General features: G+C 68.3%; 21 protein-coding genes. 7 read left to right on the top strand and 14 right to left on the bottom strand.

Annotated features, from left to right (window positions below):
• The first annotated feature begins 178 nt into the window (after positions 1-178).
• Both PM1_RS25285 and PM1_RS25280 read left to right on the top strand, forming a co-directional pair.
• On the top strand, positions 179-2,482 hold the full coding sequence (locus tag PM1_RS25285) for a TonB-dependent receptor (RefSeq protein ID WP_009617710.1): 2,304 nt from the start codon (positions 179-181) through the stop codon (positions 2,480-2,482).
• Between the two features lie 90 nt (positions 2,483-2,572).
• On the top strand, positions 2,573-5,116 hold the full coding sequence (locus tag PM1_RS25280; RefSeq protein ID WP_024128159.1) for a PepSY domain-containing protein: 2,544 nt from the start codon (positions 2,573-2,575) through the stop codon (positions 5,114-5,116).
• Between the two features lie 68 nt (positions 5,117-5,184).
• Here the strand turns inward: PM1_RS25280 and lpxO are convergent, their stop codons facing one another.
• The gene (lpxO, locus tag PM1_RS25275; protein ID WP_009617712.1) at positions 5,185-6,084 is read right to left on the bottom strand and encodes a lipid A hydroxylase LpxO; all 900 of its coding nucleotides are present in this window, start codon (positions 6,082-6,084) and stop codon (positions 5,185-5,187) included.
• Between the two features lie 144 nt (positions 6,085-6,228).
• On the opposite strand from lpxO, the gene PM1_RS25270 reads away from it, so the two are divergent.
• Genes PM1_RS25270 through PM1_RS25260 form a run of 3 tightly spaced genes read left to right on the top strand, consistent with a single transcriptional unit; the run spans position 6,229 to position 8,575 of the window.
• Positions 6,229-6,984: a 5-oxoprolinase subunit PxpA gene (locus tag PM1_RS25270; RefSeq protein ID WP_009617713.1), complete on the top strand. Its 756-nt coding sequence runs from the start codon at positions 6,229-6,231 to the stop codon at positions 6,982-6,984.
• Complete coding sequence (gene pxpB / locus PM1_RS25265; RefSeq protein WP_009617714.1) at positions 6,981-7,658, top strand: 5-oxoprolinase subunit PxpB; 678 nt, start codon at positions 6,981-6,983, stop codon at positions 7,656-7,658. Before PM1_RS25270 ends, pxpB begins: the two co-directional genes overlap by 4 nt.
• Positions 7,655-8,575 (top strand): 5-oxoprolinase subunit C family protein, encoded by a 921-nt coding sequence (locus PM1_RS25260; RefSeq protein WP_009617715.1) that lies wholly within the window; start codon positions 7,655-7,657, stop codon positions 8,573-8,575. The genes pxpB and PM1_RS25260 overlap by 4 nt, the downstream gene beginning before the upstream one ends.
• Here PM1_RS25260 and PM1_RS25255 read toward each other — a convergent pair.
• Entirely contained in the window at positions 8,572-9,054 is a 483-nt protein-coding gene (locus PM1_RS25255) for an Lrp/AsnC family transcriptional regulator (RefSeq protein ID WP_009617716.1), read from the bottom strand. The genes PM1_RS25260 and PM1_RS25255 overlap by 4 nt on opposite strands.
• A gap of 137 nt (positions 9,055-9,191) precedes the next feature.
• Between PM1_RS25255 and PM1_RS25250 the strand changes: the two genes are divergently transcribed.
• Complete coding sequence (locus PM1_RS25250) at positions 9,192-9,818, top strand: LysE family translocator (RefSeq protein WP_009617717.1); 627 nt, start codon at positions 9,192-9,194, stop codon at positions 9,816-9,818.
• 227 nt (positions 9,819-10,045) lie between these two features.
• On the opposite strand, the gene PM1_RS25245 is transcribed toward PM1_RS25250, so the two are convergent.
• The 9 genes from PM1_RS25245 to PM1_RS25205 form a co-directional block, all read right to left on the bottom strand.
• Positions 10,046-11,017, bottom strand: coding sequence for a peptide ABC transporter ATP-binding protein (locus PM1_RS25245; protein ID WP_009617718.1), 972 nt, complete (start codon positions 11,015-11,017; stop codon positions 10,046-10,048).
• Positions 11,017-11,988 (bottom strand): ABC transporter ATP-binding protein, encoded by a 972-nt coding sequence (locus PM1_RS25240; protein WP_009617719.1) that lies wholly within the window; start codon positions 11,986-11,988, stop codon positions 11,017-11,019. Before PM1_RS25240 ends, PM1_RS25245 begins: the two co-directional genes overlap by 1 nt.
• On the bottom strand, positions 11,985-12,152 hold the full coding sequence (locus tag PM1_RS25235; RefSeq protein WP_009617720.1) for a hypothetical protein: 168 nt from the start codon (positions 12,150-12,152) through the stop codon (positions 11,985-11,987). Before PM1_RS25235 ends, PM1_RS25240 begins: the two co-directional genes overlap by 4 nt.
• Before the next feature lie 11 nt (positions 12,153-12,163).
• On the bottom strand, positions 12,164-13,075 hold the full coding sequence (locus PM1_RS25230) for an ABC transporter permease subunit (RefSeq protein WP_009617722.1): 912 nt from the start codon (positions 13,073-13,075) through the stop codon (positions 12,164-12,166).
• A gap of 10 nt (positions 13,076-13,085) precedes the next feature.
• Positions 13,086-14,096: an ABC transporter permease subunit gene (locus PM1_RS25225; protein ID WP_009617723.1), complete on the bottom strand. Its 1,011-nt coding sequence runs from the start codon at positions 14,094-14,096 to the stop codon at positions 13,086-13,088.
• 64 nt (positions 14,097-14,160) lie between these two features.
• A complete protein-coding gene (locus PM1_RS25220) occupies positions 14,161-15,744 on the bottom strand; it encodes an ABC transporter substrate-binding protein (RefSeq protein ID WP_009617725.1) in 1,584 nt (527 codons plus the stop codon).
• A 10-nt stretch (positions 15,745-15,754) separates the two neighbouring features.
• Positions 15,755-17,134, bottom strand: coding sequence for an OprD family porin (locus PM1_RS25215; RefSeq protein ID WP_009617727.1), 1,380 nt, complete (start codon positions 17,132-17,134; stop codon positions 15,755-15,757).
• Positions 17,135-17,279: 145 nt separating this feature from the next.
• On the bottom strand, positions 17,280-18,881 hold the full coding sequence (locus tag PM1_RS25210) for an ABC transporter substrate-binding protein (RefSeq protein ID WP_024128160.1): 1,602 nt from the start codon (positions 18,879-18,881) through the stop codon (positions 17,280-17,282).
• Positions 18,882-19,102: 221 nt separating this feature from the next.
• On the bottom strand, positions 19,103-19,666 hold the full coding sequence (locus PM1_RS25205; RefSeq protein ID WP_009617731.1) for a helix-turn-helix domain-containing protein: 564 nt from the start codon (positions 19,664-19,666) through the stop codon (positions 19,103-19,105).
• 182 nt (positions 19,667-19,848) lie between these two features.
• Between PM1_RS25205 and PM1_RS25200 the strand changes: the two genes are divergently transcribed.
• Positions 19,849-21,066 carry a M24 family metallopeptidase gene (locus PM1_RS25200; RefSeq protein WP_009617733.1) on the top strand — a complete coding sequence of 406 codons (1,218 nt, stop codon included), beginning with the start codon at positions 19,849-19,851 and terminating at the stop codon, positions 21,064-21,066.
• 295 nt (positions 21,067-21,361) lie between these two features.
• Here the strand turns inward: PM1_RS25200 and PM1_RS25195 are convergent, their stop codons facing one another.
• The 3 genes from PM1_RS25195 to PM1_RS25185 form a co-directional block, all read right to left on the bottom strand.
• Entirely contained in the window at positions 21,362-22,750 is a 1,389-nt protein-coding gene (locus tag PM1_RS25195) for an OprD family outer membrane porin (protein WP_009617735.1), read from the bottom strand.
• A 264-nt stretch (positions 22,751-23,014) separates the two neighbouring features.
• Positions 23,015-24,397 (bottom strand): OprD family porin, encoded by a 1,383-nt coding sequence (locus PM1_RS25190; protein ID WP_009617737.1) that lies wholly within the window; start codon positions 24,395-24,397, stop codon positions 23,015-23,017.
• An 875-nt stretch (positions 24,398-25,272) separates the two neighbouring features.
• Entirely contained in the window at positions 25,273-26,898 is a 1,626-nt protein-coding gene (locus PM1_RS25185) for an ABC transporter substrate-binding protein (RefSeq protein WP_009617739.1), read from the bottom strand.
• Positions 26,899-26,921 lie beyond the last annotated feature (23 nt).

Below are 26,921 nucleotides of genomic sequence, written 5' to 3'. Positions count from 1 at the left end.
CGACGCCGATGATAGACATTTGCATTTGCAGCGTATAGCGGAGGTGGCGAACGGTCGCACGGGGTAAATGTAAATGTTGTAAATAAAGTGCGTCTGATAATATTTACTAATTGATACAGATTCTCGTTTTGCACTAGATTGCGCCGCCTTCAGCAAGTCCCTGGGGAGGGAACTTTCGATGTCGCGTCAATCTGTCGAAGCCACCAGCGCTCCGCGCCTGCTGGTCTCCGCCGTCGGTGTGGCCCTCACCGCCATGTCCGGCAGCCACTTCGCCCAGGCGGCGGAGTCCACCGAGAAGAAGCCCGCACAGGATGTGCTGTCGCTGGATGCCGACACCGTCGTCGGTGCCAAGCAACAGGAGCCGGCCAGCTACAACGTCGAGCAATCCGCATCCAAGAAGTACACCGCGCCGCTGCTCGATACGCCGCGCTCGGTGACCGTGGTGCCGCAACAGGTGATCAAGGACACCGGCGCACTGACCCTGCAGGATGCCCTGCGTACCGTGCCGGGCATCACCTTCGGTGCCGGCGAGGGTGGCAACCCGACCGGCGACCGCCCCTTCATCCGCGGCTTCGACGCCCAGAGCGACGTCTACGTGGACGGTGTCCGCGACACCGGCGCGCAGTCCCGCGAGGTCTTCAACCTCGAGCAGATCGAAGTCAGCAAGGGCCCGAACTCGGCCTTCGGCGGCCGCGGCTCGGCCGGCGGCAGCATCAACCTGGTGAGCAAGCAGGCCAAGGCCGGCAACTTCACCGATGGCAGCTTCACCTACGGTTCCGACCAGACCCGCCGCTACACCCTGGACACCAACCAGGAATTCCTCGACGGCAACGCCGCGTTCCGCCTGAACCTGATGACCCACGACCAGAACGTGGCCGGCCGCGACAACGTCGACTACAGCCGCTGGGGCGTCGCGCCCTCGCTGACCTTCGGCCTGAACGGCCCGACCCGCGTCACCGTCAGCCACTACCACCTGGAAAGCGACGACACCCCGGACTCCGGCATCCCCTACGCCAGGAGCGCCGACCGCAGCAAGTCCAACCCGGACAAGCCGATCCACGTCGATCGCAGCACCTACTACGGGTTGGAAAACCGCGACTTCCAGAAGAGCCGCGTCGACACCAGCACCCTCGCCATCGAACACGACCTGGCCGACAACCTGACCGTGCGCAACACCACGCGCTACGGCACCAGCCACCAGGACTACATCTGGACCCAGCCCGACGACAGCCAGGGCAACATCAACAACGGCAGCCTGTGGCGCCGCGTGAACAGCCGCGTCAGCAACACCACCACGGCGATCAACCAGACCGACCTGTTCGGCGAGTTCTACCTGGGCGGCTTCAAGAACAGCTTCACCACTGGCCTGGAATTCAGCCGCGAGGACAGCAAGCGCGACAGCTACACGGTGAATACCAATACCGGCTCCAGCGCCGGCGCGAACAAATGCAACCCGTCGCTGATCGGCGCGCCGAGCGGCTACAATTGCACCAGCGTGACCGACCCGAACCCGCACGACCCGTGGAACGGCAGCATCACCCGCAACTACAAGCCGCTGAACACCGTGGGCACCACCAAGGCGATCTACGGCTTCGACACCATCGACCTGTCCGAGCAGTGGCAAGTCAACCTCGGCGCGCGCTTCGACAGCTTCGACACCACCGCGAAGAATCACTCGGCCAACCCGGCCACCAAGCTGGAAAACAGCTCCACTTTCTGGAACTGGCAGGCCGGCGTGGTCTGGAAACCGCTGCCCAACGGTAGCGTGTACGCCTCCTACGCCACCTCGGCGACCCCGCCTGGCGCCATGCTGGACAACGGCGACACCAGCAATGCGGTCGATGCCTTCGCGGTGAAGAACAACCTCGAACCGGAAGAGACCACCAACTACGAGATCGGCACCAAGTGGGCGTTCTTCAACGAGCGCCTGGAGCTGACCGGGGCGATCTTCCGCACCGACAAGGACAACACCCGCGTACTGGTCGCCAACCAGACCTACGACAACGCCGGCCAATCCCGCGTCGACGGCGTCGAGCTGAGCGCTACCGGCAAGCTGACCGACAAGTGGAAGGTGTTCGCCGGCTACAGCTACCTGGACAGCGAGCTGGTCAAGGCCGGCAAGTCCGGCCGCAGCGGCAACGTGACCGCCACCGCGCCGTCCAACGACGGCAACCAGATGCCCAACACGCCGGAGAACAGCTTCAGCCTGTGGACCACCTACGACATCCTGCCCAACGCCACCATCGGCGGCGGCACCTTCTATGTCGACAAGGTCTACGGCGACGTCGCCAATACCGTCTACGTGCCGGACTACTGGCGCTATGACGCGATGGCCAGCTACAAGCTGAGCAAGAATGTGGACTTCCAGCTGAACGTGCAGAACGTCTTCGACAAGAAGTACTTCGACAAGGCCTATGCCGCGCACTATGCCTCGGAAGCGGCGGGCCGCACCGTATTGCTGACCACCAACTTCCACTTCTGATCGCACGGCCTTCCGTGCACCCCGCCCGTTGCTCCTTCGGGCGGGGTTTTCTATTGTTTGGCGCCCCGCGCCCGAGGTGAGAGCAAGGTGTTGAAGAAAGTCTGGTTCCAGCTGCATTGGTTCTTCGGCATAAGCGCCGGCCTGGTGCTGGCCCTGATGGGCGTGACCGGGGCGGCGCTGTCGTTCCAGGACGAACTGCTGCGCGCCTTCAACCCTGCCAGCCTGACGGTGCAGGAGCAGCCCGGCGGCACCCTGGCGCTGGACGAACTGGTGCAGCGGGTGGAGTCCGCCGAGCCGGGCAGGAAGGTGTCCTTCGTCTGGGCCAAGGTCGACGGCGACGAGGCCGCGCGCATCTTCTTCACCCCGCCGCCGGGCCAGCGCCGCGGCGAATCGCGCTACGTCGACCCCTACACCGGTGCCTCGCTGCCGGCGCCGTCCGGGGAAGGCTTGTTCATGTTCATCATGCAGCTGCACCGCTTCCTGGCCCTGGGCGAGTTCGGCAAGCAGGTGACCGCTGCCTGCACCCTGATCCTCATCTATTTCTGCCTCTCCGGCCTGTACCTGCGCTGGCCGCGCAAGACCCTGAGCTGGCGCGCCTGGCTGGCCCTGGACTGGCGCAAGAAGGGCCGCGCCTTCAACTGGGACCTGCACGCCGTGGCCGGCACCTGGTGCCTGGCCTTCTACCTGCTGGCCTCGCTGACCGGCCTGTACTGGTCCTACGACTGGTACCGCGGCGCGCTGTTCAAGCTGCTCGACGACGCCCCGGCCGGCCAGCAGCGCCAGGGCGGCCGCGGTGGCCGTGGCGGCGAAGCGCCCAAGGGGCCGCCGCTGGAAGTGGACTACAGCGCCCTGTGGAACACCCTGCGCAGCACCGCCGGTCCTGGCCTTGAGGCCTACAACCTGCGCCTGCCGCCGGTGGGCGGGCAGCCGGCCACGGTGTTCTACCGCCTGGACGACGCCGCCCACGAACGCGCCTTCAACGAAATGCGCATCGACCCGAAGAGCGGCCGCCTGCTGGGCGACAAGCGCTACGCCGACAGCAGCTTCGGCAAACAGCTGCTGACCAGCGTCTACGCCCTGCACGTGGGCAGCTACTTCGGTATGCCCGGGCGCATCCTGATGATGCTGGCGAGCCTGGCCATGCCGCTGTTCTTCGTCACCGGCTGGCTGCTCTACCTCGATCGCCGGCGCAAGAAGAAAGCCGCCCAGGCTGCCCGCGTCGAACTGGCTGGCGCCGGCGGCGCCGATGCCTGGCTGGTGGGCTACGCCAGCCAGAGCGGTTTCGCCGAGCAACTGGCCTGGCAGAGCGCCGGGCAGCTGCAGGCCGCGGGCCTGGCGGTGCGCGTCGAGCCCCTGGCGCGCCTGGACCGCCAGCAACTGGAGCAGACGCGCAACGCGCTCTTCGTGGTCAGCACTTTCGGCGACGGCGAGGCCCCGGACAGCGCCCGCGGCTTCGAGCGCAAGCTGCTCGGCGAAGCCGCCGGCCTCGGCCAGCTGCGCTTCGCCATGCTCGCCCTGGGCGACCGCCAGTACCAGGCCTTCTGCGGCTTCGCCCGGCGGATGCAGGGCTGGCTGCAAGGGCAGGGCGCGCAACCGCTGTTCGACGGCGTGGAAGTGGACAACGGCGACGCCGCCGCCCTGCGCGAGTGGCAGCAGCACCTGGCGCAACTGACCGGCGTGGCCGCGCCGACGCCCTTCGCCGCGCCGCAGTACGAGCTGTGGAGCCTGGCCGCCCGCGAGCACCTCAACCCCGGCAGCCAGGGCCAGTCCACCTGGCTGCTGCGCCTGCAGGCGCCGGCCGGCAGCAGCGCCGACTGGCGCGCCGGCGACCTGGTGGAAATCCTTCCGCAGCACCCGCGCGAACGCGTGCTGGCCTGGCTGGAGCATCTGGGCGTGGACGCCGAGGCCAGCGTCGAAGTCGAGGGCGGCAGCATGGCCCTGGCCGATGCCCTGACCGGGCGCGAGCTACCGGTCTCCCTCGGCCACCTGGTCGGCCTGCATCCGCAGGCGCTGCTGGACGCCCTGGTGCCGCTGGCGGCGCGGGAATACTCCATCGCCTCGCTGCCCAGCGACGGTGCCCTGGAGCTGATCGTGCGCCAGGAGCGCCACCCCGACGGCAGTCTGGGCGTGGGCTCCGGCTGGCTCACCGAATACCTGCAACCCGGCGCCGGCCTGGCCCTGCGCCTGCGCCGCAACGCCGGCTTCCACCTGCCGGAGGAAGACCGCCCGCTGATCCTGATCGGCAACGGCACCGGCCTGGCCGGCCTGCGCTCGCTGCTGCGCGCCAGCATAGGCGCGGGCCGCCGGCGCAACTGGCTGCTGTTCGGCGAACGCAACCGCGAGCACGACTTCTACTGCCGCGAAGAGCTGGAAGGCTACCTGCTGACCGGCGAACTCCAGCGCCTGGACGTGGCCTTCTCCCGCGACCAGGCGAGCAAGGTCTACGTGCAGGACGTCCTGCGCGAACGTGCTGAGGAGTTGCGGCAGTGGCTGGAAGAGGGCGCGGCGATCTACGTCTGCGGCAGCCTGGAAGGCATGGCCGGCGGCGTGGACGCGGTGCTGCGCGAAGCGCTGGGCGACCTGGCGGTGGAAGCGTTGCTGGAAGAAGGGCGCTATCGGCGGGATGTTTATTAAAGAGGCTGAAGGCTGAAGGCGGAAAGGCTCTTACCTCCAGCCTTCAGCCTCTAGCCTCCAGCGGCTCTTCAAACCCAGAGAATGAACGCCAGGATCGCCCCGAAGAACGCCCACTTCTGCAGGTAGTACAGCTTGCGGTTGCGCTTCTTCAGCGCCTTGCCCTGCAGGCGGATCTTGTACAGCGTGCCGAAGGCGCGGTTGATGCCGCCGGTCTTGTCGCCGTCGTCGTTGGGCGAGGCGGCGGCGGCCATCACGTTGCGGCTGAACCAGCGGTTGAAGGCCTGCGCCCAGCGGTACTTCAGCGGCCGCTCGACGTCGCAGAAGAGGATCACCCGGTCATGCTCGGTGGTGTTCTCGGCGTAGTGGATGTAGGTCTCGTCGAACACCACGGCCTCGCCGTCCTTCCACGCATAGCGCTGGCCGTCCACCTCGATGAAGCAGCCTTCGTCGTTCGGCGTGAACAGCCCCAGGTGGTAGCGCAGCGAGCCGGCGTAGGGGTCGCGGTGGCGCACCAGGCGCGAGCCCGGCGGCAGCTCGGCGAACATCGCCGCCTTCACCGAGGGGATTTCCCGCAGCAGCGCGGTGGTTTGCGGGCAGACCACGTCGGCCGAGGGGTGGGCGTCGTCGTACCACTTCAGGTAGAAGCGCTTCCAGCCGGTCTTGAAGAAGGAATTGAAGCCGACGTCGTTGTACTGCTCGGAGCGCTTGATGCTGCCGGCCTCGCGCAGGCGCAGGGCCTCGGCGCGGATGACTTCCCAGTTGTCGGTGAGCTTCTGCATCTCCGGGAAGGCGTTGGGCGTCAGGTACGGCGTGTTGGGCACCCTGGAGAACAGGTACATGAAGCAGTTCAGCGGGGCGAGGAAGCTGGAGTGGTCGCTCAACTGCCGGGACAGCTTGTGGCGGACCTTGCCGCGTACGTGCACATAGGCGATGCAGGCCGCGTAGGCAGCCAGGATCAGGGCTTTCATCTTCGAGTCGATGGCTTTCGGCGGGAGGAAGCGGAGGATATTACTCCCCTGAATCGTTACTGAATATTCCTAAGACTAAATGATGGCCCTCTGGTTTAACCTAGGGATGTTTCCGAAACTCGCCGGCGAAGTCGAGGCAGTATCATGACCGATCAGTCAACTCGCATCCTGCTCAACTGCGACATGGGGGAAAGCTACGGCGCCTGGCGCATGGGCGACGACGTCCACGCCATGCCGCTGATCGACCAGGCCAACCTGGCCTGCGGCTTCCACGCCGGCGACCCGCTGACCATCCAGCGCACCGTGCGCCTGGCGGTGGAGCAGGGCGTGAGCATAGGCGCGCACCCGTCCTACCCCGACCTGGCCGGCTTCGGCCGCCGCCATCTGAGCTGTTCGCCGGAAGAGGTGCAGGCCCTGGTGCTGTACCAGGTGGGCGCGCTGGACGCCTTCTGCCGCGCCGCCGGCACCCGCGTCGACTACGTGAAGCCCCACGGCGCGCTGTACAACGACCTGGTGCGCGACGACGCCCTGCTGGCGGCGGTGCTCGATGCCTGCGCGGCCTACCGCAAGGGCCTGCCGCTGATGGTCCTGGCCCTGGCCGACAACCGCCGCGAACTGGCCCTGGCCGACGCCGCCGACGTGCCGCTGATGTTCGAGGCCTTCGCCGACCGCGCCTACCTGCCCGACGGCCAGCTGGCCCCGCGGCGCCTGGCCGGCGCGGTGCACCACGAGCCGCAGCGCATCCTCGACCAGGCCCTGGCCATCGCCCGTGGCGAGCCCTTCCCGGACATCGACGGCAACCCCCTGCGCCTGCGCGCCGACAGCCTCTGCGTGCACGGCGACAACCCCGAATCCCTGGCGGTGCTGCGGCGCCTGCGTGGCCTGCTGGACGCCGCATGATCCGCGTCGAGCCCTTCGGCGCCGAAGCCCTGCTGCTGACCCTGGCCGAACGCCCGGACGCGCACCTGCCGCTGCGCATCGCCGCCCTGGCCGAACGCCTGCGCGCAGCCCTGGGCGAGGTGCTGACCGACCTGGTGCCGGGCTGGACCACGCTGCTGCTGCACTACGACCTGCGCCGCACCGAGCCCCTCGACCTGCAGCGCCGCCTGGCGCCGCTGCTAGCGGACTGGCCCGGCCCCGAGCCGAGCGACGCCGCCGGGCGCCTGCATGAAATCCGCGTGTGGTACGCCGGCGAGGACCTCGACGAGGTGGCCCGGCGCTGCGGCCTGCGGCGGGACCAGGTGATCGAGCTGCACAGCGCCCGCGAGTACCGCGTCGGTGCCATCGGCTTCGCGCCCGGCTTCGCCTATCTCGGCGAACTGGACGAGCGCCTGGCCCTGCCGCGCCGGGCCAACCCGCGCACCCGCGTGGCGGCCGGCAGCCTGGCCATCGCCGAGCGGCAGACCGCGGTCTATCCACAGGCCTCGCCGGGCGGCTGGCACCTGCTGGGGCTCACCGCGCAGCGCCTGTTCGATCCACACCAGGAGCCGCCGTGCCCGCTGGCGGTGGGCGACCGGGTGCGTTTCCTGCCCATCGACGAGGCTGCCTTCCGCCGCGCCGGAGGTCGCTCATGAGCGGCCTGCGGGTGCTCAATGCCGGCCCGCTGAGCCTGCTGCAGGATGCCGGCCGCCACGGCTGGCAGCACCTCGGTGTTTCTGCCGGCGGCCCTGTGGATATCCATGCCGCGGCCTGGGCCAACCATCTGCTGGGCAACGCCTGGGGCACGCCGCTACTGGAGGTAGCCCTCGGCGGACTGCGCCTGCGGGCCGAAGCGGACTGCTGGCTGGCGCTGTGCGGTGCGCAAGTGTCGATTCGCGTGGACGGCGAAGCGCGCCCTGGCTGGTCGCGCTTCGCCCTGCGCGCCGGGCAGAAACTGGAACTGGGCTTCGCCGCCAGCGGCCAGCGCGCCTACCTGGCGGTGGCGGGCGGCTTCCGCGTCGAACCCGTGCTGGGCAGCGTCGCCACCCAGCGCCGCGAGGGCCTGGGCGGCCTGCACGGCGACGGCCGGGCGCTGGAGGAGGGCGACCTGCTGCCTTGCGCGGCTAGCGGTGCAGCCTTCGAACGCGGCGCCAGCGTGCCCTGGCCCTACGTGCCGGACTACCGCGAGACGCTGGTGCTGCGCGTGCTGCCCGGCGGCGACGTCTTCGAGCCGGAGCAGCGGGCGGCCTTCTTCGAGCGCACCTGGCAACTCAGCCCGCAATCCGACCGCATGGGCGCGCGCCTGCACGGCGAGCCGATCCGCGCACCCCGCCGGCAATGGTCGCTGGGCATGGTCCGTGGCGCCATCCAGGTGCCGCCGGATGGCCGGCCCATCGTCCTGCAGGCCGACCACCAGAGCATGGGCGGCTACCCGCTGCTCGGCTTCGTCCACCCCCTGGACCTGGGCCGCCTGGCGCAGTGCCCGGCCCACGCCGAGGTGCGCTTCGCCGAGACGACGCTGGAAGCGGCGCAGGACGAGCTGCGGCGCTTCTACCGTTTCTTCCGCGGCTAGCGGGGCAGGTGCTGCAGGGGCAGCGGCGCCGATTCCTTGAGGGTGCTGATGGCGAAGTTGCTGCGGATGTCGCTCACCCCCGGCAGCTTCAGCAGGGTGCCGGTGAGGAAGTGCTCGTAGGCGCGCAGGTCCGGCACCACCACCTGCAGCAGGAAGTCCGCTTCGCCGGAGACCAGGTGCACCGAGATCACCTCGGGCAGGTCGACCACCGCGCGGCGGAAGGCTTCGGCCTGCTCCTCGTGGTGACGCTCCACCTTGATCCCGACGAACACCGTCAGACCCAGGCCGACCTGGTCGCGGTCCAGGTCGGCGCCGTAGCGGCGGATCACCCCGGCCTCTTCCAGCAGGCGCACGCGGCGCAGGCAGGGGGAGGGCGACAGGCCGATGGCCTCGGCCAGTTGCACGTTGCTCAGGCGGCCGTCGCGTTGCAGGGCGGCGAGGATGCGGTGGTCGTAGGCGTCCAATTTGTGGTTTGGCATATCTGGCCAGCTTTCAGGATTTGGATTGGCAGATCATGCCAAAACCAGACGGACTGGCAAGCCGAATACGCAAGCACCTGCCCCGGCCTTCGGGCATAGAATCCTTGACCGGAGCCCCTTGCTGCGGAGTGCGAACCATGGATTTCGGCGTCTTCCTGCTGGCCCTGGCGATGGTCTACCTGCTGCCCGGGCCGGACATGCTCCTGCTGCTGCACACCGGCGCCAGCCGCGGCGGCCGCACGGCCCTGGTCACCGCCCTGGGCCTGGCGACGGCGCGGGGCTGCCATGTGGTATTGGCTGGTGCCGGGCTGGCGCTGTTGTTCCGCAGCGTGCCCTGGACCTTCGATGCGGTGCGTTTGGCTGGCGCTGCCTACCTGGCGTGGCTGGGGCTGCGCATGTTGCTGGCGCGGCCGTCGTTGGCGGGTATCGAGCCTGTGGCTGAGGTACAGGCGCGGAGTTGGCGGCGGGCCTTTGGCAATGGGTTGCTGACCAATCTGCTCAATCCCAAGGCGTTATTGTTCTGTTCGGTGTTGTTGCCGCAGTTCGTGCGGCCGGATGCGGGGCCGTTGGCGTTGCAGTTCGGCGTGCTGGGGGCGGTGTTGGTGGGGGTGGGCTTGGTGTTCGATAGTTTCTATGCGTTGAGCGGGGCTCGGTTGGGGCGTTGGCTGGAGCGGCATGCCTTGGCGCAGCGGGTGCAGCAGTGGGCTTTTGCTTCGTTGCTGATCGGGTTCGGGGCGCGGTTGGCGTTGTTGAGGGAGGTGTAGGAGTGTGGGGGAATTGTGGAGTACAGGGATGCTTCGTTCCCCTCACCCCAGCCCTCTCCCGGAGGGAGAGGGGGCCGTTCGGAGTGCGCTGATAATTCGGCGTTAGCCGGACGCTGTGCTATCCGGCTGAAACCTTACCTCCAGCCGGCACGGACAAGCTCCCTCTCCCTTCAGGGAGAGGGTTGGGGAGAGGGAACGGGACCCAGCACGAGCACCACCGTCCCCGGCTACCCCAGAAACTGCTCCGCATGATGGCAAGCCACCTGCCGCTCATCCAGCAGCCGCAGTTCCGGCACTTCCGTCTTGCAGCGCTCCGTCGCATAGGGGCAGCGCTTGTGGAAGGCGCAGCCGCTGGGCGGGTTCAGCGGGTTGGGCAGTTCGCCCTGGATCTTGATCTTCGGCTTGCCCGGGTCCGGGTGGATTGCCGGGGTGGCCGAGAGCAGGGCGCGGGTGTAGGGGTGCAGCGGGCGTTCGTAGAGCTTGTCCGCCGGGCCCATTTCCGCCGGGCGGCCGAGGTACATCACCAGCACGTCGTCGGCCACGTGGCGCACCACCGCCAGGTTGTGGGAGATGAACACGTAGGCGGTGCCGAACTCCTGCTGCAGGTCCATGAACAGGTTGAGCACCTGGGCCTGGATGGACACGTCCAGCGCCGAGGTCGGCTCGTCGGCCACCAGCACCTTGGGCTGCAGCATCATGGCGCGGGCCAGGGCGATGCGCTGGCGCTGGCCGCCGGAGAACATGTGCGGGTAGCGCTGGTAGTGCTCCGGGCGCAGGCCCACCTGCTGCATCATCGCCTGCACCCGCTCGCGGCGTTCGCTGCGCGACAGGCCGGTGTTGATCAGCAGCGGCTCGCCGAGCTGATCGCCGATCTTCTGCCGCGGGTTGAGCGAGGCGTAGGGGTTCTGGAACACCATCTGCACGTCGCGGCGCAGTTGCTTGCGCTGCTCGTGGCTGGCGCCCTTCACTTCCTGGCCGGCGATGCGCAGGGAGCCGGAGGTGGGCTCCTCGATCAGCGTCAGGGCGCGGGCCAGGGTCGACTTGCCGCAGCCGGACTCGCCGACCACCGCCAGGGTCTTGCCGGCCTGCAGTTCGAAGGACACGCCGTTGAGGGCGCGGACCAGGGCGTGGGGCTTGAACAGGCCCTGGGCGATGTCGTAGTGGCGGGTCAGATCGCGGGCGGTCAGTACGGCTTCCATCAGACCACCTCCTTGAGGTTCAACGGGTAGTAGCAGCGCACCGCGCCGCGGACGTGGGGTTCCAGGGCCGGGCGGACGGCGCGGCAGTCGTCCTGCACGTAGGGGCAGCGCGGCGACAGCAGGCAGCCCTGCGGCCGGTCGTAGCGCCCGGGGACGATGCCGGGCAGGGTGGCCAGGCGTTCCTCGCCTGCGCTGTGCTCGGGAATCGCCTTGAGCAGCGCCTCGGTGTAGGGATGGGTGGGCAGGTCGAACAGCGCCGGCACCTGGCCGATCTCCACCGCCTGGCCGGCGTACATCACGCAGACGCGCTGGGCGGTCTCGGCGACCACGGCGAGGTCGTGGGTGATCAGGATCAGCGCCATGCCCTGGTCGCGCTGCAGGTTCAGCAGCAGTTCCATGATCTGTGCCTGGATGGTCACGTCCAGGGCCGTGGTGGGTTCGTCGGCGATCAGCAGCTTGGGCTCGCCGGCAATGGCCATGGCGATGGCCACGCGCTGGCTCATGCCGCCGGAGAGCTGGTGCGGGTAGGCGTCCAGGCGCTGGGCGGCGCCGGGGATTTCCACCTTCTCCAGCAGTTCCAGGGCGCGCTGGCGCGCGGCCTTGCCGCGCAGGCCCAGGTGCAGGCGCAGCACTTCCTCGATCTGGAAGCCCACGGTGTAGCTGGGGTTGAGCGCGGTCATCGGGTCCTGGAAGACCATGGCGATGTCCTTGCCGACGATGCGCCGGCGCTCGCGGCCCTTGAGCTTGAGCATGTCGCTGCCGTCGAAGCGCAGGGTGTCGGCGGTGATGCGCCCGGGGGCGTCGATCAGGCCCATCAGCGCCATCATGGTCACCGACTTGCCGGAGCCGGACTCGCCGACGATGGCCAGCACCTCGCCCTTGTCGACGTTCAGGTCGAGGCCGTCGACCACGGGCACGGCGTCGGCGCCGCCGAAGCGCACCGAGAGGTTGCGGATTTCCAGGAGGCTCATACGGCGGTCTCCATCAGGCGCTGCACGGGAACATTCATCGTTGCGGGGGCGGGCATGCGGGGCGCGTAGGATGGGTTGAGTGCAACGAAACCCATCGGCTTGGCGCTGGAATGATGGGTATCGCTTCGCTCCACCCATCCTACGAGGAGCATGAAGTTCTTCATCTGCATGCTCCTTACGCCGCGCTCTTGAGCTTCGGGTCCAGCGCGTCGCGCAGGCCGTCGCCCACCAGGTTGATGGCCAGCACGCTGAGCAGGATGGCCAGGCCCGGCAGGCTCACCACCCACCAGGCGCGCTCGATGTAGTCGCGCGCCGAGGCCAGCATGGTGCCCCACTCCGGGGTCGGCGGCTGCACGCCGAGGCCGAGGAAGCCCAGGGCGGCGGCGTCGAGGATGGCCGAGGAGAAGCTCAGGGTGGCCTGGACGATCAGCGGCGCCATGCAGTTGGGCAGCACGGTGACGAACATCAGCCGCCAGAGGCCGGCGCCGGCCAGGCGCGAGGCGGTGACGTAGTCGCGGTTGACCTCGCCGAGCACTGCCGCGCGGGTCAGGCGCACGTAGGAGGGCAGCGAGACCACGGCGATGGCGATCACGGTGTTGAACAGCCCCGGGCCGAGCACCGCGACGATGGCCACCGCCAGCAGCAGCGAGGGCAGCGCCAGCATGATGTCCATCAGGCGCATGATCACCGGGCCCAGGCGGTTCGGCGAGAAGCCGGCGACCAGGCCCAGCACCAGCCCCGGCAGCAGCGAGATGACCACCGAGCTCAAGGCGATCAGCAGCGACAGGCGGGCGCCGAAGATCAGCCGCGAGAGCATGTCGCGGCCCACTTCGTCGGTGCCCAGCAGGAACTGCCCGGTGCCGCCTTCCAGCCACACCGGCGGGGTGAGCAGGAAGTCGCGGAACTGCTCGCTGGGGTCGTACGGCGCCACCCAGGGCGCGAACAGCGCGCAGAAGACGATCAGCACCATGAAGGCCAGGCCGCCCACCGCACCCTTGTTGTGCGCGAAGGCTTGCCAGAACTCTTTCAGGGGCGAGGGGTAGACCAGGCTCGGGTCGCCGGCGGGAGCGTTTTGCATGGAATTCATCGCGGGCTCCTCAGCGTTGGTGGCGGATGCGCGGGTTGACCAGGCCGTAGAGGATGTCCACGGTGAAGTTGACCAGGATCACCAGGGTGGCGACCAGCAGGATGCCGTTCTGCACCACCGGGTAGTCGCGGCGGCTGATGGCGTCGATCAGCCACTTGCCGATGCCCGGCCAGGAGAAGATGGTCTCGGTCAGCACGGCGCCGGCCAGCAGCGCGCCGACCTGCAGGCCGAACACGGTGAGCACCGGGATCATGGCGTTGCGCAGGGCGTGCACGAACACCACCCGGGCCGGCGACAGGCCCTTGGCGCGGGCGGTGCGCACGTAGTCTTCGCGCAGCACCTCGAGCATGGCCGAGCGGGTCATGCGGGCGATCACCGCCAGCGGGATGGTGCCCAGCACGATGGCCGGCAGGATGAGATGGTGCAGGGCGTCGAGGAAGGCGCCCTCCTCGTCGGAGAGCAGGGTGTCGATGAGCATGAAGCCGGTTTTCGGCTCGATGTCGTAGAGCAGGTCCAGGCGCCCGGACACCGGCGTCCAGCCGAGGGTCACGGAGAACAGCATGATGAGGATCAGGCCCCACCAGAAGATCGGCATCGAGTAGCCGGCCAGGGAGATGGTCATCACCCCGTGGTCGAAGACCGAGCCGCGCTTGAGCGCTGCGATCACCCCCGCCAGCAGGCCGAAGGTGCCGGCGAAGAGCATGGCGGCGATGGCCAGTTCCAGGGTCGCCGGGAACAGCGTGAGGAACTCGTGCCAGACGCTGTCGCGGGTCACCAGGGATTCGCCGAGGTTGCCCTGGGCGAGGTTGCCGATGTAGTCCAGGTACTGCTGGTACAGTGGCTTGTCCAGGCCCAGGCGGTGCATGGCCTCGGCGTGCATCTGCGGGTCGACGCGGCGCTCGCCCATCATCACCTCGACCGGGTCGCCGGGGATCATGCGGATCAGCGCGAAGGTCAGCAGCGTGACGCCGAAGAAGGTCGGAATGAGCAGGCCGAAACGGCGTGCGATGAAACTCAGCATGGTGGGGGCGGACTCCTCATCACGCGGCTGCCCGCGGGGATAACGCGGGCGCCCGTTTTTATTGTCACTTCACCCGGGTTTCGGCGAAGTTGTTATTGCTCAGCGGGCTGATGGTGTAGCCCTCGATATTGCTGCGGCGCACATTGAACAGCTTAGGATGCGCCAGGGGAATCCAGGGGGCCTGTTCGTGGAATATCTTTGTCGCCTTTTCATAAAGTTCCTGCCGTTTCGACCGCTCGTCGGTGCGCCGGGCCCGCTGGATCAGTGATTCGAAGGCCGCATCGCACCAGCGCGCCTGGTTTTCCCCGGATTTGGCCGCCGCGCAGCTGAGGTTGGGGCTGAGGAAGTTGTCCGGGTCGCCGTTGTCGCCGGCCCAGCCGAGCAGCGAGAGGTCGTGCTCGCCGGCCTTGGAGCGCTTGAGCAGCTCGCCCCATTCCAGCGAGCGGATCTGCAGCGCGATGCCGACCTTGGCCAGGTCCGCCTGCATCATCTGTGCCGCCAGCGCCGGGTTGGGGATGGTCGGCGAGCTGCCGTTGCGGATGAACAGCGTCAGCTTCAGGCCGTCGTCCACCCCGGCTTCCTTGAGCAGGGCCCGGGCGCGCCCGGGGTCGTGCGGCCAGTCCTGCAGTTGCCGGTTGTAGCCGAGCAGCGTCGCCGGGTAGGGGTTGATCGCCGGGGTCGCCGCGCCGGGGCCGAACACCGCCTCCAGCAGCGCCGGCTTGTCGATGGCCAGGTTGATGGCCTGGCGCACCCGCGCATCGTCCAGTGGCTTGTGCTGGGTGTTGAGGGCCACGTAGGTGGTCAGCAGGGCGTCGGTGCTGTCCACCGCCAGGTTCGCTTCCTTCTGCAGCTGCGGCACGTCGGCCGGTTTCGGGTAGAGCGCCACCTGGCATTCGCCGCGGCGCAGCTTCTGCATGCGCACGTTGGGGTCGAGGGTGATGGCGAACACCAGGTTGTCGATGGCCGGCTTGCCGCCGAAGTAGTCCGGGTTGGCCTCGTAGCGCACCTGGGCGTCGCGGGCGTAGCGGCTGAAGACGAAGGGCCCGGTGCCGATGGGCTGGGTGTTGAGCTGTTCCTGCCTGCCGGCCTTGAGCAGCTGGTCGCCATATTCGGCCGAGTAGATGGAGGCGAAGCCCATGGCCATGTCGGCGAGGAAGGGCGCTTCCGGGTGGTTGAGGCTGAAGCGCACGGTCAGCTCGTCGAGCTTGTCCACCGACTTGATCAGCTCGCCCATGCCCATGGCCTCGAAGTAGGCGTAGCCGCGCGGCGCCGAGGCGTGCCAGGGGTGTTGCGGGTCCAGTGCGCGGCGGAAGCTCCAGAGCACGTCGTCGGCATTCAGCGTGCGGCTGGGCTTGAAGTACTCGGTGCTGTGGAACTTCACTCCTGGGCGCAGGTGGAAGGTGTAGGCCAGCCCGTCGGGGCTGACCTCCCAGCGCTGCGCCAGGGCCGGCACTACCTCGGTGGTGCCCGGGCGGAACGCCACCAGGCGGCTGAACACCGTCTCGGCGGCGGCGTCGGCGGTGACCGCGCCGGTGTACTGGACGATGTCGAAGCCCTCGGGGCTGGCCTCGGTGCACACCACCAGGTTCTGCGCCAGCGCGGGGCCGGCGCCGAGCGCCAGGAGCAGGGGCAGGTAGCGCGGGATCATGGGGGTTCTCCTACAGCAGGTCGAAGGGGAAGGTGCTGACCAGGCGGACCTCGTCGACGCTGCCGTCGACCTGGTTCTGGCTGGCCAGGTGCTTCATGTACATCAGGCGGAACTTGCTGCGCTTGAGCGGGCCGTCCTGGACCACGTAGGTGCCCATCAGGCCCAGTTCGTGGTGCTTCTCGCCGTCCTGGCCGCGGACCTCGGCATAGTTGCCGTAGGCGCCGTTGCGATCGCCGTCGTAGTGGGTGCCGTCGATGTCCCAGCCCTTGGCGTACCACACCGCGGTGCTCAGGCCGGGCACGCCGTAGGGCGCGAAGTCGGTGCCGTAGCGCAGCTGCACGGATTTTTCGTTGGGACCGTTGTAGTCCGACAGCAGCGAGTTGGCCAGGTAGATGGCCGAGGTCTCGTGCACGTAGTCGAAGTACTCGTTGCCGTCCACCTGCTGCCAGCCGAGCATCAGGCTGTGGGCGCCATGGCTGAGGGTGAAGGCCAGGCTCCAGGTGTCGTTGTCGATGTAGCCGGCCTCGCGGTTGCCGGTGTCGCGGGTGCTGTAGAGGTTGAAGCTGGTGTTCAGGGCCAGGCCCTGCGCGTCGCCCAGGTCGTGGGAGAAGCCGAGGTAGTACTGGTTCCAGACGTCCTCGAAATGCCCGCCGTAGGCGCTCACCGAGAGGTTGTCGGCGACCTTGTAGGTGCCGCCGAGGTAGCTGTAGCGGTCGCCCTTGACCTGGCGCGTGCCGTACTCGGTGGTGAAGTCCTCGTCGCCCGCCCCGGTGCGCGGGCTGGCGCGGGTGAAGCTGCCGGCCTGCAGCGAGAGGCCGGCCAGCTCCTCGCTGAGCAGGCCGACGCCGTTGAAGCTCGACGGCAGGGCGCGGTTGTCGATGCTGTTGAACACCGGCGTCTCCACCTGGAAGCGCCCGGCCTTGAGCTCGGTGTTGGAGACGCGCAGGCGCAGGTTGGCGATGCCCAGCTTCGACCACTCGTCCACCGCCTCGCCGTCGCTGTGGGCCAGGGTGCGGTTGCCGCCGCCGCCGATCACGCCCTTGCCGCGCTCCAGGTTGATGGCGTTGAAGCCGGCCACGTCGAGGCCGAAGCCGACGGTGCCCTGGGTGTAGCCGGAGCTGTACTGGAGGATGGTGCCTTGCACCCAGGCGCGGCGGCTGTGGGTGAATTCCGAGCCGCCTTCCTTGGGAATGCGGAAGCCGAAGCGGTCGTGCATCTGCTCGCGGGAAAAGAAGTTGCGCGTGCTGAGGGTCAGTTTCTGGCCCTCGATGAAGCCGCTGGCGCCGGCCTGGCCCTTGTTCGCATCGTCCTCGGCGGCCTGCGCCTGGCCGAGCAGCCCGGCGCCGATCGCCAGGCCCAGTACAGCGGGTTTGAGGTAGGGACACTGCATGGATTGCTCCTTTTTCTTCTTCGTTGTTGTTCGAGACGGCAAACGCATCCCGCCGCGCCTGCCGGGGCGGGCGCGCGGGGTGTGGGGCAGTGGCGAAACGAAGGGCCGCCCGGTCTGCGCCGGGTCGGCGGGCCGAAAGCCTCGGCTAGGGCTGGTTGCTCACGCCGTAGAAGGTGTTGCGCCCGAAGGGGCTGATGAGGAAGCCCTGCACCGACTTGCGCATGGGCTGGTACACCGTGGAGTGGGCGATGGGGCTGATGGGCAGTTGCTGGGCGAGCAACTGCTGGGCCTGCTGGTAGAGGGCGACGCGCTGGGCATGGTCGGTGGTGGCCTTGGCCTGCTTGACCAGCTTGTCGTAGGCCGTGTCGCACCACTTGGAGATGTTGTTGCCGTTGACCGCGTCGCAGCCGTAGAGGGTGCCGAGCCAGTTGTCCGGGTCGCCGTTGTCGCCGGTCCAGCCGAACAGGGCGGCGTCGTGCTCGCCGGCGTGGGCGCGCTTGATGTACTCGCCCCACTCGTAGCTGACGATCCTGGCCTTGATGCCGACCTTGGCCCAGTCGGCCTGGATCATCTCGGCCATCAGCCTGGCATTGGGGTTGTACGGGCGCTGCACCGGCATGGCCCAGAGGGTGATCTCGGTGCCTTCGGCGATGCCGGCCTGCTTCAGCAGTTCGCGGGCCTTCGCCGGATCGTAGGCCTGGCCCTTGATGGATTCGTCATAGGACCACTGCGTCGGCGGCATGGCGTTCACCGCCAACTGGCCGGCGCCCTGGTAGATGGCGTCGATGATCGCCTGCTTGTTCACCGCCATGTCCAGCGCCTGGCGCACCTCGACGCGGTCCAGCGGCTTGTGGGTGACGTTGTAGGCGATGTAGCCGAGGTTGAAGCCCGGCTGCGAGGGCATGTTCAGGTTGGCGTCCTGCTTCAGCGAGGCCAGGTCCGCCGGGCGCGGGTTGAGGCTGATCTGGCATTCGCCGGCCTTGAGCTTCTGCATGCGCACCGAGGCGTCGGTGTTGATGGCGAAGATCAGGTTGTCCAGGCGCACGTCCTCGGGCTTCCAGTAGTCCTTGTTGCCCTTGAAGCGGATCAGCGCGTCCTTCTGGTAGCGGCTGAGCACGAAGGGCCCGGTGCCGATGGGCTTCTGGTTGATCTCGCTGGCCTTGCCTTGGGCGAGCAACTGGCCGGCGTATTCGGCGGACTGGATGGCCGCGAAGCTCATGGCCAGGTTCTGGATGAAGGCGGCGTCGACTTCGTTGAGGACGAACCTCACGGTGTAGTCGTCGAGCTTCTCCACCCTGGCGATGTTGCGGTCCAGGCCCATGTCGGTGAAGTAGGGGAACTCGGTGGGGTAGGCCTTACGGAACGGCTGGTCCTTGTCGAGCATGCGCTCGAAGGTGAAGACCACGTCGTCGGCGTTGAATTCGCGGGTCGGCTTGAAGTAGTCGGTGGTGTGGAACTTCACGCCGTGGCGCAGGTGGAAGGTCCAGGCCTTGCCGTCGGCGCTGGTCTCCCAGCTTTCGGCCAGGGCCGGCACGGCCTCGGTGCCGCCGCGCTCGAACTGCACCAGGCGGTTGAACAGGGTTTCCGACGTGGCGTCGTAGTCGGTGCCGGTGGTGTACTGGCCCGGGTCGAAGCCGGCCGGGCTGCCTTCGGAGCAGTACACCAGGGTGTTGCCGGCGAAGCTCGCCGAGCTGGCCAGCAACAGGCCGCCGGCGACCAGTGAATGCATGGAGTTACGACGCTTCATACGCATGCCTAACCTCGTTGTTCTTTTTCTGAGGGAGCCGGGCGCGGGCCTGATGGACCTGTGCCGGCTCGGGCGCCACCGCTCCCCCGTGGGCGATGGTCGGATGCCGCCGGGGTAGCCGGCGAACGTCGAACGCGAAGTTAAGTCAGGCTGAAATTAAGGTCAACTTAAATTCAGTGCTACTGCAAAAATCAGAAGCGTCCTAATACCTAGGGAATGTCTCAGGTACCCGGATGCTCGCCGAACAGCGGCATGGTGGTGACGGTCAGCACCTCGGCGGTTTCCTCGCCGGCATTGCGCAGGCAGTGGGGCTTGCCGGCGTCGAAGTGTACCGAGTCGCCGGGGCCCAGGGGGTAGCTGCGGCCGTCGATGGTGTAGACGATGCTGCCGCTGAGCACGTAGGCGAATTCCGCGCCCTCGTGGGCAATCAGCTCGGACTGGTAGCCGACCGGCATGTTCATCTTCACCGCGTTGAGCTGGTTGCCGGGGAAGGAGCTGGACAGGCGCTCGTAGCCCAGCGGCTGGCCCTCGATGGCATAGCGCACGCGCTCGCCCTGGTGGGTGTCCGGCTGCGCTTGCTGCGGCTGGTCGAACAGTTCGTTGAGCGGCACCCCCAGGGACTTGGCGATGCTGGCCAGGGACGAGATGGAAACCCCGGTGAGGTTGCGTTCGGCCTGGGACAGGAAGCTGGCGGTGAGGCCGGATTCGCTGGCCACCTGGTTGAGGGTCTTCTTCGCGGCGCGCCTATAGCGACGCAGGCGCTCTCCGATTCGATCGACGGTCATTGGCTGGGCTCTTGGAGGATGCCGGCAGTATACCGGCGAAGGAAGGCGGAGGAAGAGGGCCGGAAAGGTTGGCTTGCGAAGAGGGCTTTTGCTGTGATTTTAAGTGGTGCTTAAAATTCGTTTGGCACGGATTTTAAGTAATGCTTAAATTCCGCCGGAATTTTCAGGATGGGAGTTGGGCGATGACGTTGGGCGTTGGGGGCAGTAGCCCCGAGCAGGCTCTGGCGGGGCTGCGCGACATGAGCGGCGGCGTCGAGCCGATCGGGCTGGACGAATACCGGGCCCGCGTGGCCGGCCTGCAGGCGCGCCTGCGCGAGCAGGGCATGGCCGCGGCGTTCGTCGATGCCGGCAGCTACCTGCGCTATTTCAGCGGGGTGAAATGGAACCCCAGCGAACGCCTGGTCGGCCTGCTGGTGCCCACCGAGGGCGCGCCGCAGTACCTCGCCCCGGCCTTCGAGGAGGGCACGGTGCGCGACTTCCAGGTGCTGCCCGGGGCGATCCGCACCTGGCAGGAACACCAGAGCCCCTACCGCCTGCTGCTGGACATGCTGGTGGAACTGGGCGTGCCGGCCAACGCCCGCCTCGGCCTGTGCCCGAGTTTGCCGTTCGGCATGGCCGAGCGCCTGCGCGAGGTTGCCGGCGCCCTGCGCCTGGTGGATGCGAGCGCCGCCGTCGACCATGGGCGGCAGCGCAAGTCGGCCGCCGAGCTGGCGCTGATGCAGCGCGCCAAGGACATGACCCTGGAAGTGCACAAGGCCACCGCCAGCATCCTCCGCGAAGGCATCACCACCACCGAGGTGGTGCGCTTCATCGAAGCCGCGCACCGCCGCGTCGGCGCGCCGGGCTCGACCTTCTGCATCGTGCTGTTCGGCGAGGACAGTGCCTTCCCCCATGGCGTGCGCGAGCCGCGCCCGCTGCGCGACGGCGACATGGTGCTGATCGACACCGGCTGCCAGCTGCACGGCTACAACTCGGACATCACCCGCAGCTACGTATTCGGCACCCCCAGCGAGCGCCAGCGCAGCCTGTGGAACCTGGAGAAGGCCGCGCAACTGGCCGCCTTCGCCGCCGCCGTGCCGGGTGCGCCCTGCCAGGCGGTGGACGCCGCCGCGCGGCGCTGCCTGGAAGCCGGCGGCCTGGGCCCGGACTACGCCTTGCCCGGCCTGCCGCACCGCACCGGCCACGGCATCGGCCTCGACATACACGAAGGCCCCTACCTGGTGCGCGGCGACGAAACCCCGCTGGAGGCCGGCATGTGCTTCAGCAACGAACCGATGATCTGCGTGCCCGGCGAGTTCGGCATCCGCCTGGAAGACCACTTCTACATGAGCGCCGAAGGCCCGCGCTGGTTCACCCGGCCGAGCCATTGCCTCGACGATCCATTCGGTCTGGCGGGGTAGGGCCAACCTACAGGGGATGCCATGGCTGGTGCGGCGTAGGGCGCATAACCGTTCGCGGTTATCCGCCGACACACCGAGGCCATAGTCAACGCCAAGGTCAACCTTGGCGCCGCTGGAAGCCAAGGCCAAACGGCGGATAACGCCGTAGGCGTTATGCGCCCTACGGGTTGTGGGAACACCGTCGTAGGATGGTGTTGAGCGAAGCGATACCCATCATCACCACCGCATGGGTTTCGCAGGCTCAACCCATCCTACGAAAAGCGCTTCGGCACGGCTGACAAGACAGCTGTGGCTACTAGAGCAACTCGAAGGGGAAGGTACTGACCAGCCGCAGCTCGTCGACGCTGCCGTTGCTCTGCTTCTGGCTGGCGCGGTGGCTGACGTACATGAGGCGGAAGTGGCTGCGTTTGAGCGCCCCGTTCTGCACCACGTAGGCGGCCGACAGGCCCAGTTCGCGGTGCTTCTCGCCGTCCTGCTCGCGGCCCTTCGCGTAGTTGCCGTAGGCGCCGTTGCGGTCGCCGGTGTAGCCCGTGCCGTCGATGTCCCAGCCCTTGACGTACCACACCGAGGTGCTCAGCCCCGGCACGCCGTAGGCCGCCCAGTCGGTGTTGTAGCGCAGCTGCGCGGATTTCTCGTTGGGCCCGTTGTAGTCGGCGAAGGCCACGTTGCTCAGGTGGATGGCCTTGGTCTCGTGCACGTAGTCGAAGTATTCGTCGCCTTCGACCTGCTGCCAGCCGAACATCAGCGAGTGGGCGCCGCGGCTGAGGGTGAAGTCCAGGCTCCAGGTGTCGTTGTCGATGTAGCCGGCGGCGCGGCGGCCGGTGTCGCGGGTGCTGTAGAGGTTGGCGCGGGTCCGCAGGGCGAGCTTCTGCGGGTCGCCCAGGCTGTGGCCCAGGCCCAGGTAATACTGGTTCCAGATGTCCTCGAAATGCCCGCCGTAGAGTGTCGCCGACAGGCCGCCGGGGGCCTTGTAGCTGCCGCCGAGGTAGCTGTAGCGGTCGCCCTTGGCCAGGCGGGTGCCGTATTCGGTGGTCAGGTCTTCCTCGCCGGCGCCGGCGCGGGGGCTGGCGCGGGTGAAGCTGCCGGCCTGTAGCGCCAGGCCCGGCAGTTCCTCGCTGAGCAGGGCGAAGCCGTCGAAGCTGGCGGGCAGGACGCGGTTGTCGTGGCTGTTGAACACCGGCGTGTCGACCTGGAAGCGGCCGCCCCTGAGTTCGGTGCTGGAGACGCGCAGGCGCAGGTTGGCGATGCCCAGCTTGGACCATTCGTCCACCGCGTTGCCGTCGCTGTCGGTCAGGGTGCGGTTGCCGCCGCCGCCGGCGATCACACCCTTGCCGCGCTCCAGGCTGAGGGCGTGGTAGCCGGCTACGTCCAGGCCGAAGCCGACGGTGCCCCGGGTGTAGCCGGAGCTGTACTTGAGCAGGGTGCCCTGCACCCAGGTGCGGCGGTTGTGGGTGAACTCCGAACCGTCTTCCTTGGGGATGCGGAAGCCGTTGCTGTCCTGGGCCTGCTCCAGGGCGGCGAAGTTGCGGGTGCGCAGGCTCAGGCTCTGGCCTTCGACGAAGCCCTTGGCGCCGGCCTGGCCGCGGGCCTCGCGGCGGTCGTCCTCGGCGGCCCAGGCCTGGCCGAACAGGCAGGCGCCGAGGGACAGGCCCAGGGCGGTGGGGCGGATGTGCTGCTGGATCATTGGCTGTTGCTCCCTTCTTGTTCTTGTTGGAGGGGCTAGGCCGATGACGCCGTGGGTGCGCTGGCCCCTGTGAGGGGCCGAAGCTAAGTGGGGGCGGGAAGGGCGATCAAGGCGGATTCGGCCGCGCTGCGAAAAACGGAAAATTCCGAATATTCAGGGGATTGCATTCGGGCGACGGGGTACTCGTCGAAGGTAGGCGCGGGGGCGATGGAGGGCGCGTACCTGCCCGGCGCCGCCTCTGGCGGGGCGGCGCCGGGGTGGGGACTACAGCAGGTTGAAGGGCAGGGTGGTGATCAGGCGCACGTCGTCGATGCTGCCGTCGGCCTGGTTCTGGCTGGCCCGGTGGCGCCGGTAGGTCAGCTTGATGCTGCTGCTCTTGAGCGGGCCGTCCTGGATCTTGTAGGCGAGCGTCATGCCCAGTTCGCGATGCCTTTCGCCATCCTGCTTGCGCACCTCGGCGTAGCTGCCGTGGGCGCCGTTGCGGTCGCCGTCGTAGCGGGTGCCGTCGATGCCCCAGCCCTTGGCGTACCACAGCGTGCTGCTCAGCCCCGGTATGCCGTAGCGGGCCCAGTCGGTGCCGTAGGCCAGCTGGGCGGACTTCTCGTTGGGGCCGTTGTAGTCGGATTGCAGGTAGTTGACCAGGTAGATGGCCGCGGTCTCGTTGACGTAGTCGAAATACTCGTCGCCATCGACCTGCTGCCAGCCCGCCATCAGGCTATGGGCGCCGCGGGCGAGGGTGAAGGCCAGGCTCCAGGTGTCGTTGTCGATGTAGCCGGCCTTGCGGCTGCCGGCATCGCGGGTGCTGTAGCCGTCGAAACGGGTGTGCAGGGCCAGCACGTCGGGGTCGCCGAGGTCGTGGGAGAAGCCCAGGTAGTACTGCCGCCAGATGTCCTCGAACTCGCCGCCGTAGGCGCTGAGGCTGAGGTTGGGCGTCGCGCGGTAGGTCCCGCCGAGGTAGCTGTAGCGGTCGCCTTTGGCCTTGCGGTCGCCGTAGGTGGTGGTGAGTTTCTCGTCGCCGGCCCCGGTGCGCGGGCTGACGCGATCGAAGCTGCCGGCCTGCAGCCTGAGCCCGGTGAGTTCGCTGCTGGTCAGGCCGACGCCGCGGAAGGTGGAGGGCAGGGCGCGGTTGTCGATGGTGGCCAGCACCGGCGTCTGGACCTGGAAGCGGCCGGCGCGCAGTTCGCTGTTGGACAGCCGCAGGCGCAGGTTGGCCACGCCCAGCTTGGACCACTCGTCCAGCGGCCGCCCGTCGCTGTCGGTCAGGGTGCGGTTGCTGCCGCCGGCGACCACGCCCTTGCCGCGCTCCAGGTTGAGGGCATGGAAGGCGCCGACATCGAGACCGAAGCCGACGGTGCCCCGGGTGTAGCCGGAGCTGTACTGCAGGATGCTGCCCTGCACCCAGGTGCGCCGGCTGTGGGTGGGCTCGTAGCCGTCGTCCTTGGGGATCTTGAAGACGAAGCGCCCATGTTTTTGCTCGCGGGAGGCGAAGTTGCGGGTGCTCAGGGTCAGGCTCTGGCCTTCGATGAAGCCCTTGGCGGCGGCCTGCCCCCGCTGCCTGTCGTCCTCTTCGGCCGCCCAGGCCTGGCCGGTGACGCCGGCGAGCAGCGCAAGGCCGATGGCGGTGGGGCGGAAGTGTGGATTGGTCATCTGATTGCTCCTCGTTTCTAGTGCTGTGCGCAACGGCGGGCACCTGGGCGCGCGCCGGGAACGGCCGGTGGCCGGCTGCAAGGCGGAAAGCGAGTGCGGTGGGATGATTGTTGGAAGAGCCTGGCCGGTCGGGCCTGGCTCATGGCTGCCCGCAGCGGATGGGGCGGGCGCAGGGACGGCAGCGGCGGGTACGCCGTGCCGTGGAAGGCGTGGGGGCCGGGGCTGCCGGACCTTCAGGGGGGAAGCTAAGCCATGCCTGGCGGCCGCGACAATGAAAAAATGCCCGGTGCTTCACTACGCCGCTTCTCGCCGATGCCCGGAATAGAGGCTTCGAAGCGTTTTGGGGAGGCGGCGTGGTGGGAATCTTGGTGCCCACCTGTAGGAGCGGGTCCTGCCCGCGATTTCGCGCGCAGGGCGCGCTCCTACATGGGAATGGTGCAGGTGGGGCGGCGTAGCGGATCTTATCCGCGAATCGCGCCGGAACGCCCGGCTATCGCGGACAAGGTCCGCTCCTACGGGGGGAGGCATGCCGTGTCTCTCGGTAACCTGTAGGAGCGGGCCCTGCCCGCGATTTCGCGCGCAGGGCGCGCTCCTACATTGGAATGGTGCGGGTGGGGCGGCGTAGGCGGGTCTTATCCGCGAACCGCGCCGGAACCTCCGGCTATCGCGGACAAGGTCCGCTCCTGCGGGGGAGGCATGCCGTGTCTCTCGGTAACCTGTAGGAGCGGGCCCTGCCCGCGATTTCGCGCGCAGGGCGCGCTCCTACATGGGAACGGCGGGGTGGGGTGGCTTAGCGGATCTTATCCGCGAATCGCGCCGGAACGCCCGGCTATCGAGGACAAGGTCCGCTCCTACAGGGGGCGGGAAATACGGGCTCAGGGCCCCAGTTCGACGTGGGTGAAGTTGTTCGAGCCCAGCGGGCTCAGGGTGAAGCCCTTCACCCTGGGGCTCAGCACCACGAACTGCTTCGGGTAGGCCAGGGCTATCCAGGGCGCTTCGCGCTGGAAGATCGCCAGGGCCTGGCGGTACAGCGCGGCGCGGGCGTCCTGGTCTGTGCTGGCGCGGGCCTGGCGCAGCAGGTCGTCGAACTGGGCGTTGCACCAGCCGGCCATGTTCTCGCCGCTCTGCGCGGCGGCGCAGGACAGGTTGGGGGTGAGGAAGTTGTCCGGGTCGCCGTTGTCGCCCACCCAGCCCATGAACACCAGGTCGTGCTCGCCATGCTTGGCACGGCGGATCAGCTCACCCCATTCGTAGACGCGGATGTCGGCGCGGATGCCCAGCTTGCCCAGGTCGTTCTGCAGCATCTGCGCGCCTATGCCGGGGTTGGGGTTGGCCGGGCCGCCGCCGGGGCGGGTCCAGATGCTGAGCTTCTGCCCGGGCTGCACGCCGGCCTCGGCCAGCAACTGGCGGGCCCGTTCGAGGTCGCGCGGCCAGCCCTTCAGGTCCGCGTCCGAACCCCACAGCGTCGGCGGGTAGGGCGCCACCGCGGGGCTGGCGCCGCCCTCGCCGAACTGCGCCTTGCGGTAGGCGTCGCGGTCGAAGGCGAGGTTGATGGCCTGGCGCACGCGCACGTCGTCCAGCGGCTTGTGCCGGGTGTTGATGGCGACGTAGGCGACCAGCAGGGAGTCCAGTTCCTCCACCTTCAGGCGCGGGTCCCTGCGCAGTTCGGGGATGTCCGTGGGCCGCGGGTACACCGCCACCTGGCAGTCGCCGGCGCGCAGCTTCTGGATGCGCACGCTGGGGTCGGGGGTGATCGCCAGTAGCAGGCGCTCGATCTTCGGCGTGCCGCCCCAGTAGTCGGGGTTGGCGGCGAAGCGCACCTGGGCGTCCTTCTGGTAGCGCTGGAAGACGAAGGGGCCGGTGCCCAGGGGCAGGTTGTTCAGTTGCTCGGGCTTGCCGGCCGCCAGCAGCAGGTCGGCGTACTCGGCTGAATAGATGGAGGCGAAGCCCATGGCCAGGTCGGCGAGGAAGGGCGCCTCGGGATGGCGCAGGGTGAAGCGTACGGTCAGGTCGTCGAGCTTCTCGACGCGCTCGATCAGCCCCGGCAGGCCCATCGACTGGGCGTAGGGGAAGCCGCGCGGGGCCAGCCTGTTCCACGGATGCGCCGGGTCGAGCTGGCGCTGGAAGCTCCAGAGCACGTCGTCGGCATCGAGGGCGCGGGTGGGGGTGAAGTAGTCGGTGTGCTGGAACTTCACGCCGGGGCGCAGGTGGAAGGTGTAGGCCAGGCCGTCGGCGCTGATGTCCCAGCTCTGCGCCAGCGCGGGGATCACCTTCGTGCTGCCGGGGGCGAACTGCACCAGGCGTTCGTACACCGTCTCCGCCGTGGCGTCGGCGGTGGTGGCGGCGGTGTACTGGGTGATGTCGAAGCCTTCCGGGCTGCCCTCGGTGCACACCACCAGGGGCCGGGCCAGGGCCGGCGCGGCGGCGAGCAGCAACGCCAGGGCCGCCCACGTGGGGCGGCCCGGTCGTCTATCGGCAAGCGGCTGTGGCCAGCGCAGCATGGCGTGACGGCCGCCTCGCGGCG

Source organism: Pseudomonas sp. M1 (genome assembly GCF_022760135.1).
GTDB classification, from domain to species: domain Bacteria; phylum Pseudomonadota; class Gammaproteobacteria; order Pseudomonadales; family Pseudomonadaceae; genus Pseudomonas; species Pseudomonas citronellolis.
Note: the sequence above shows the minus strand (reverse complement) of the source record. Positions and strands in the feature narration are given on the sequence as shown.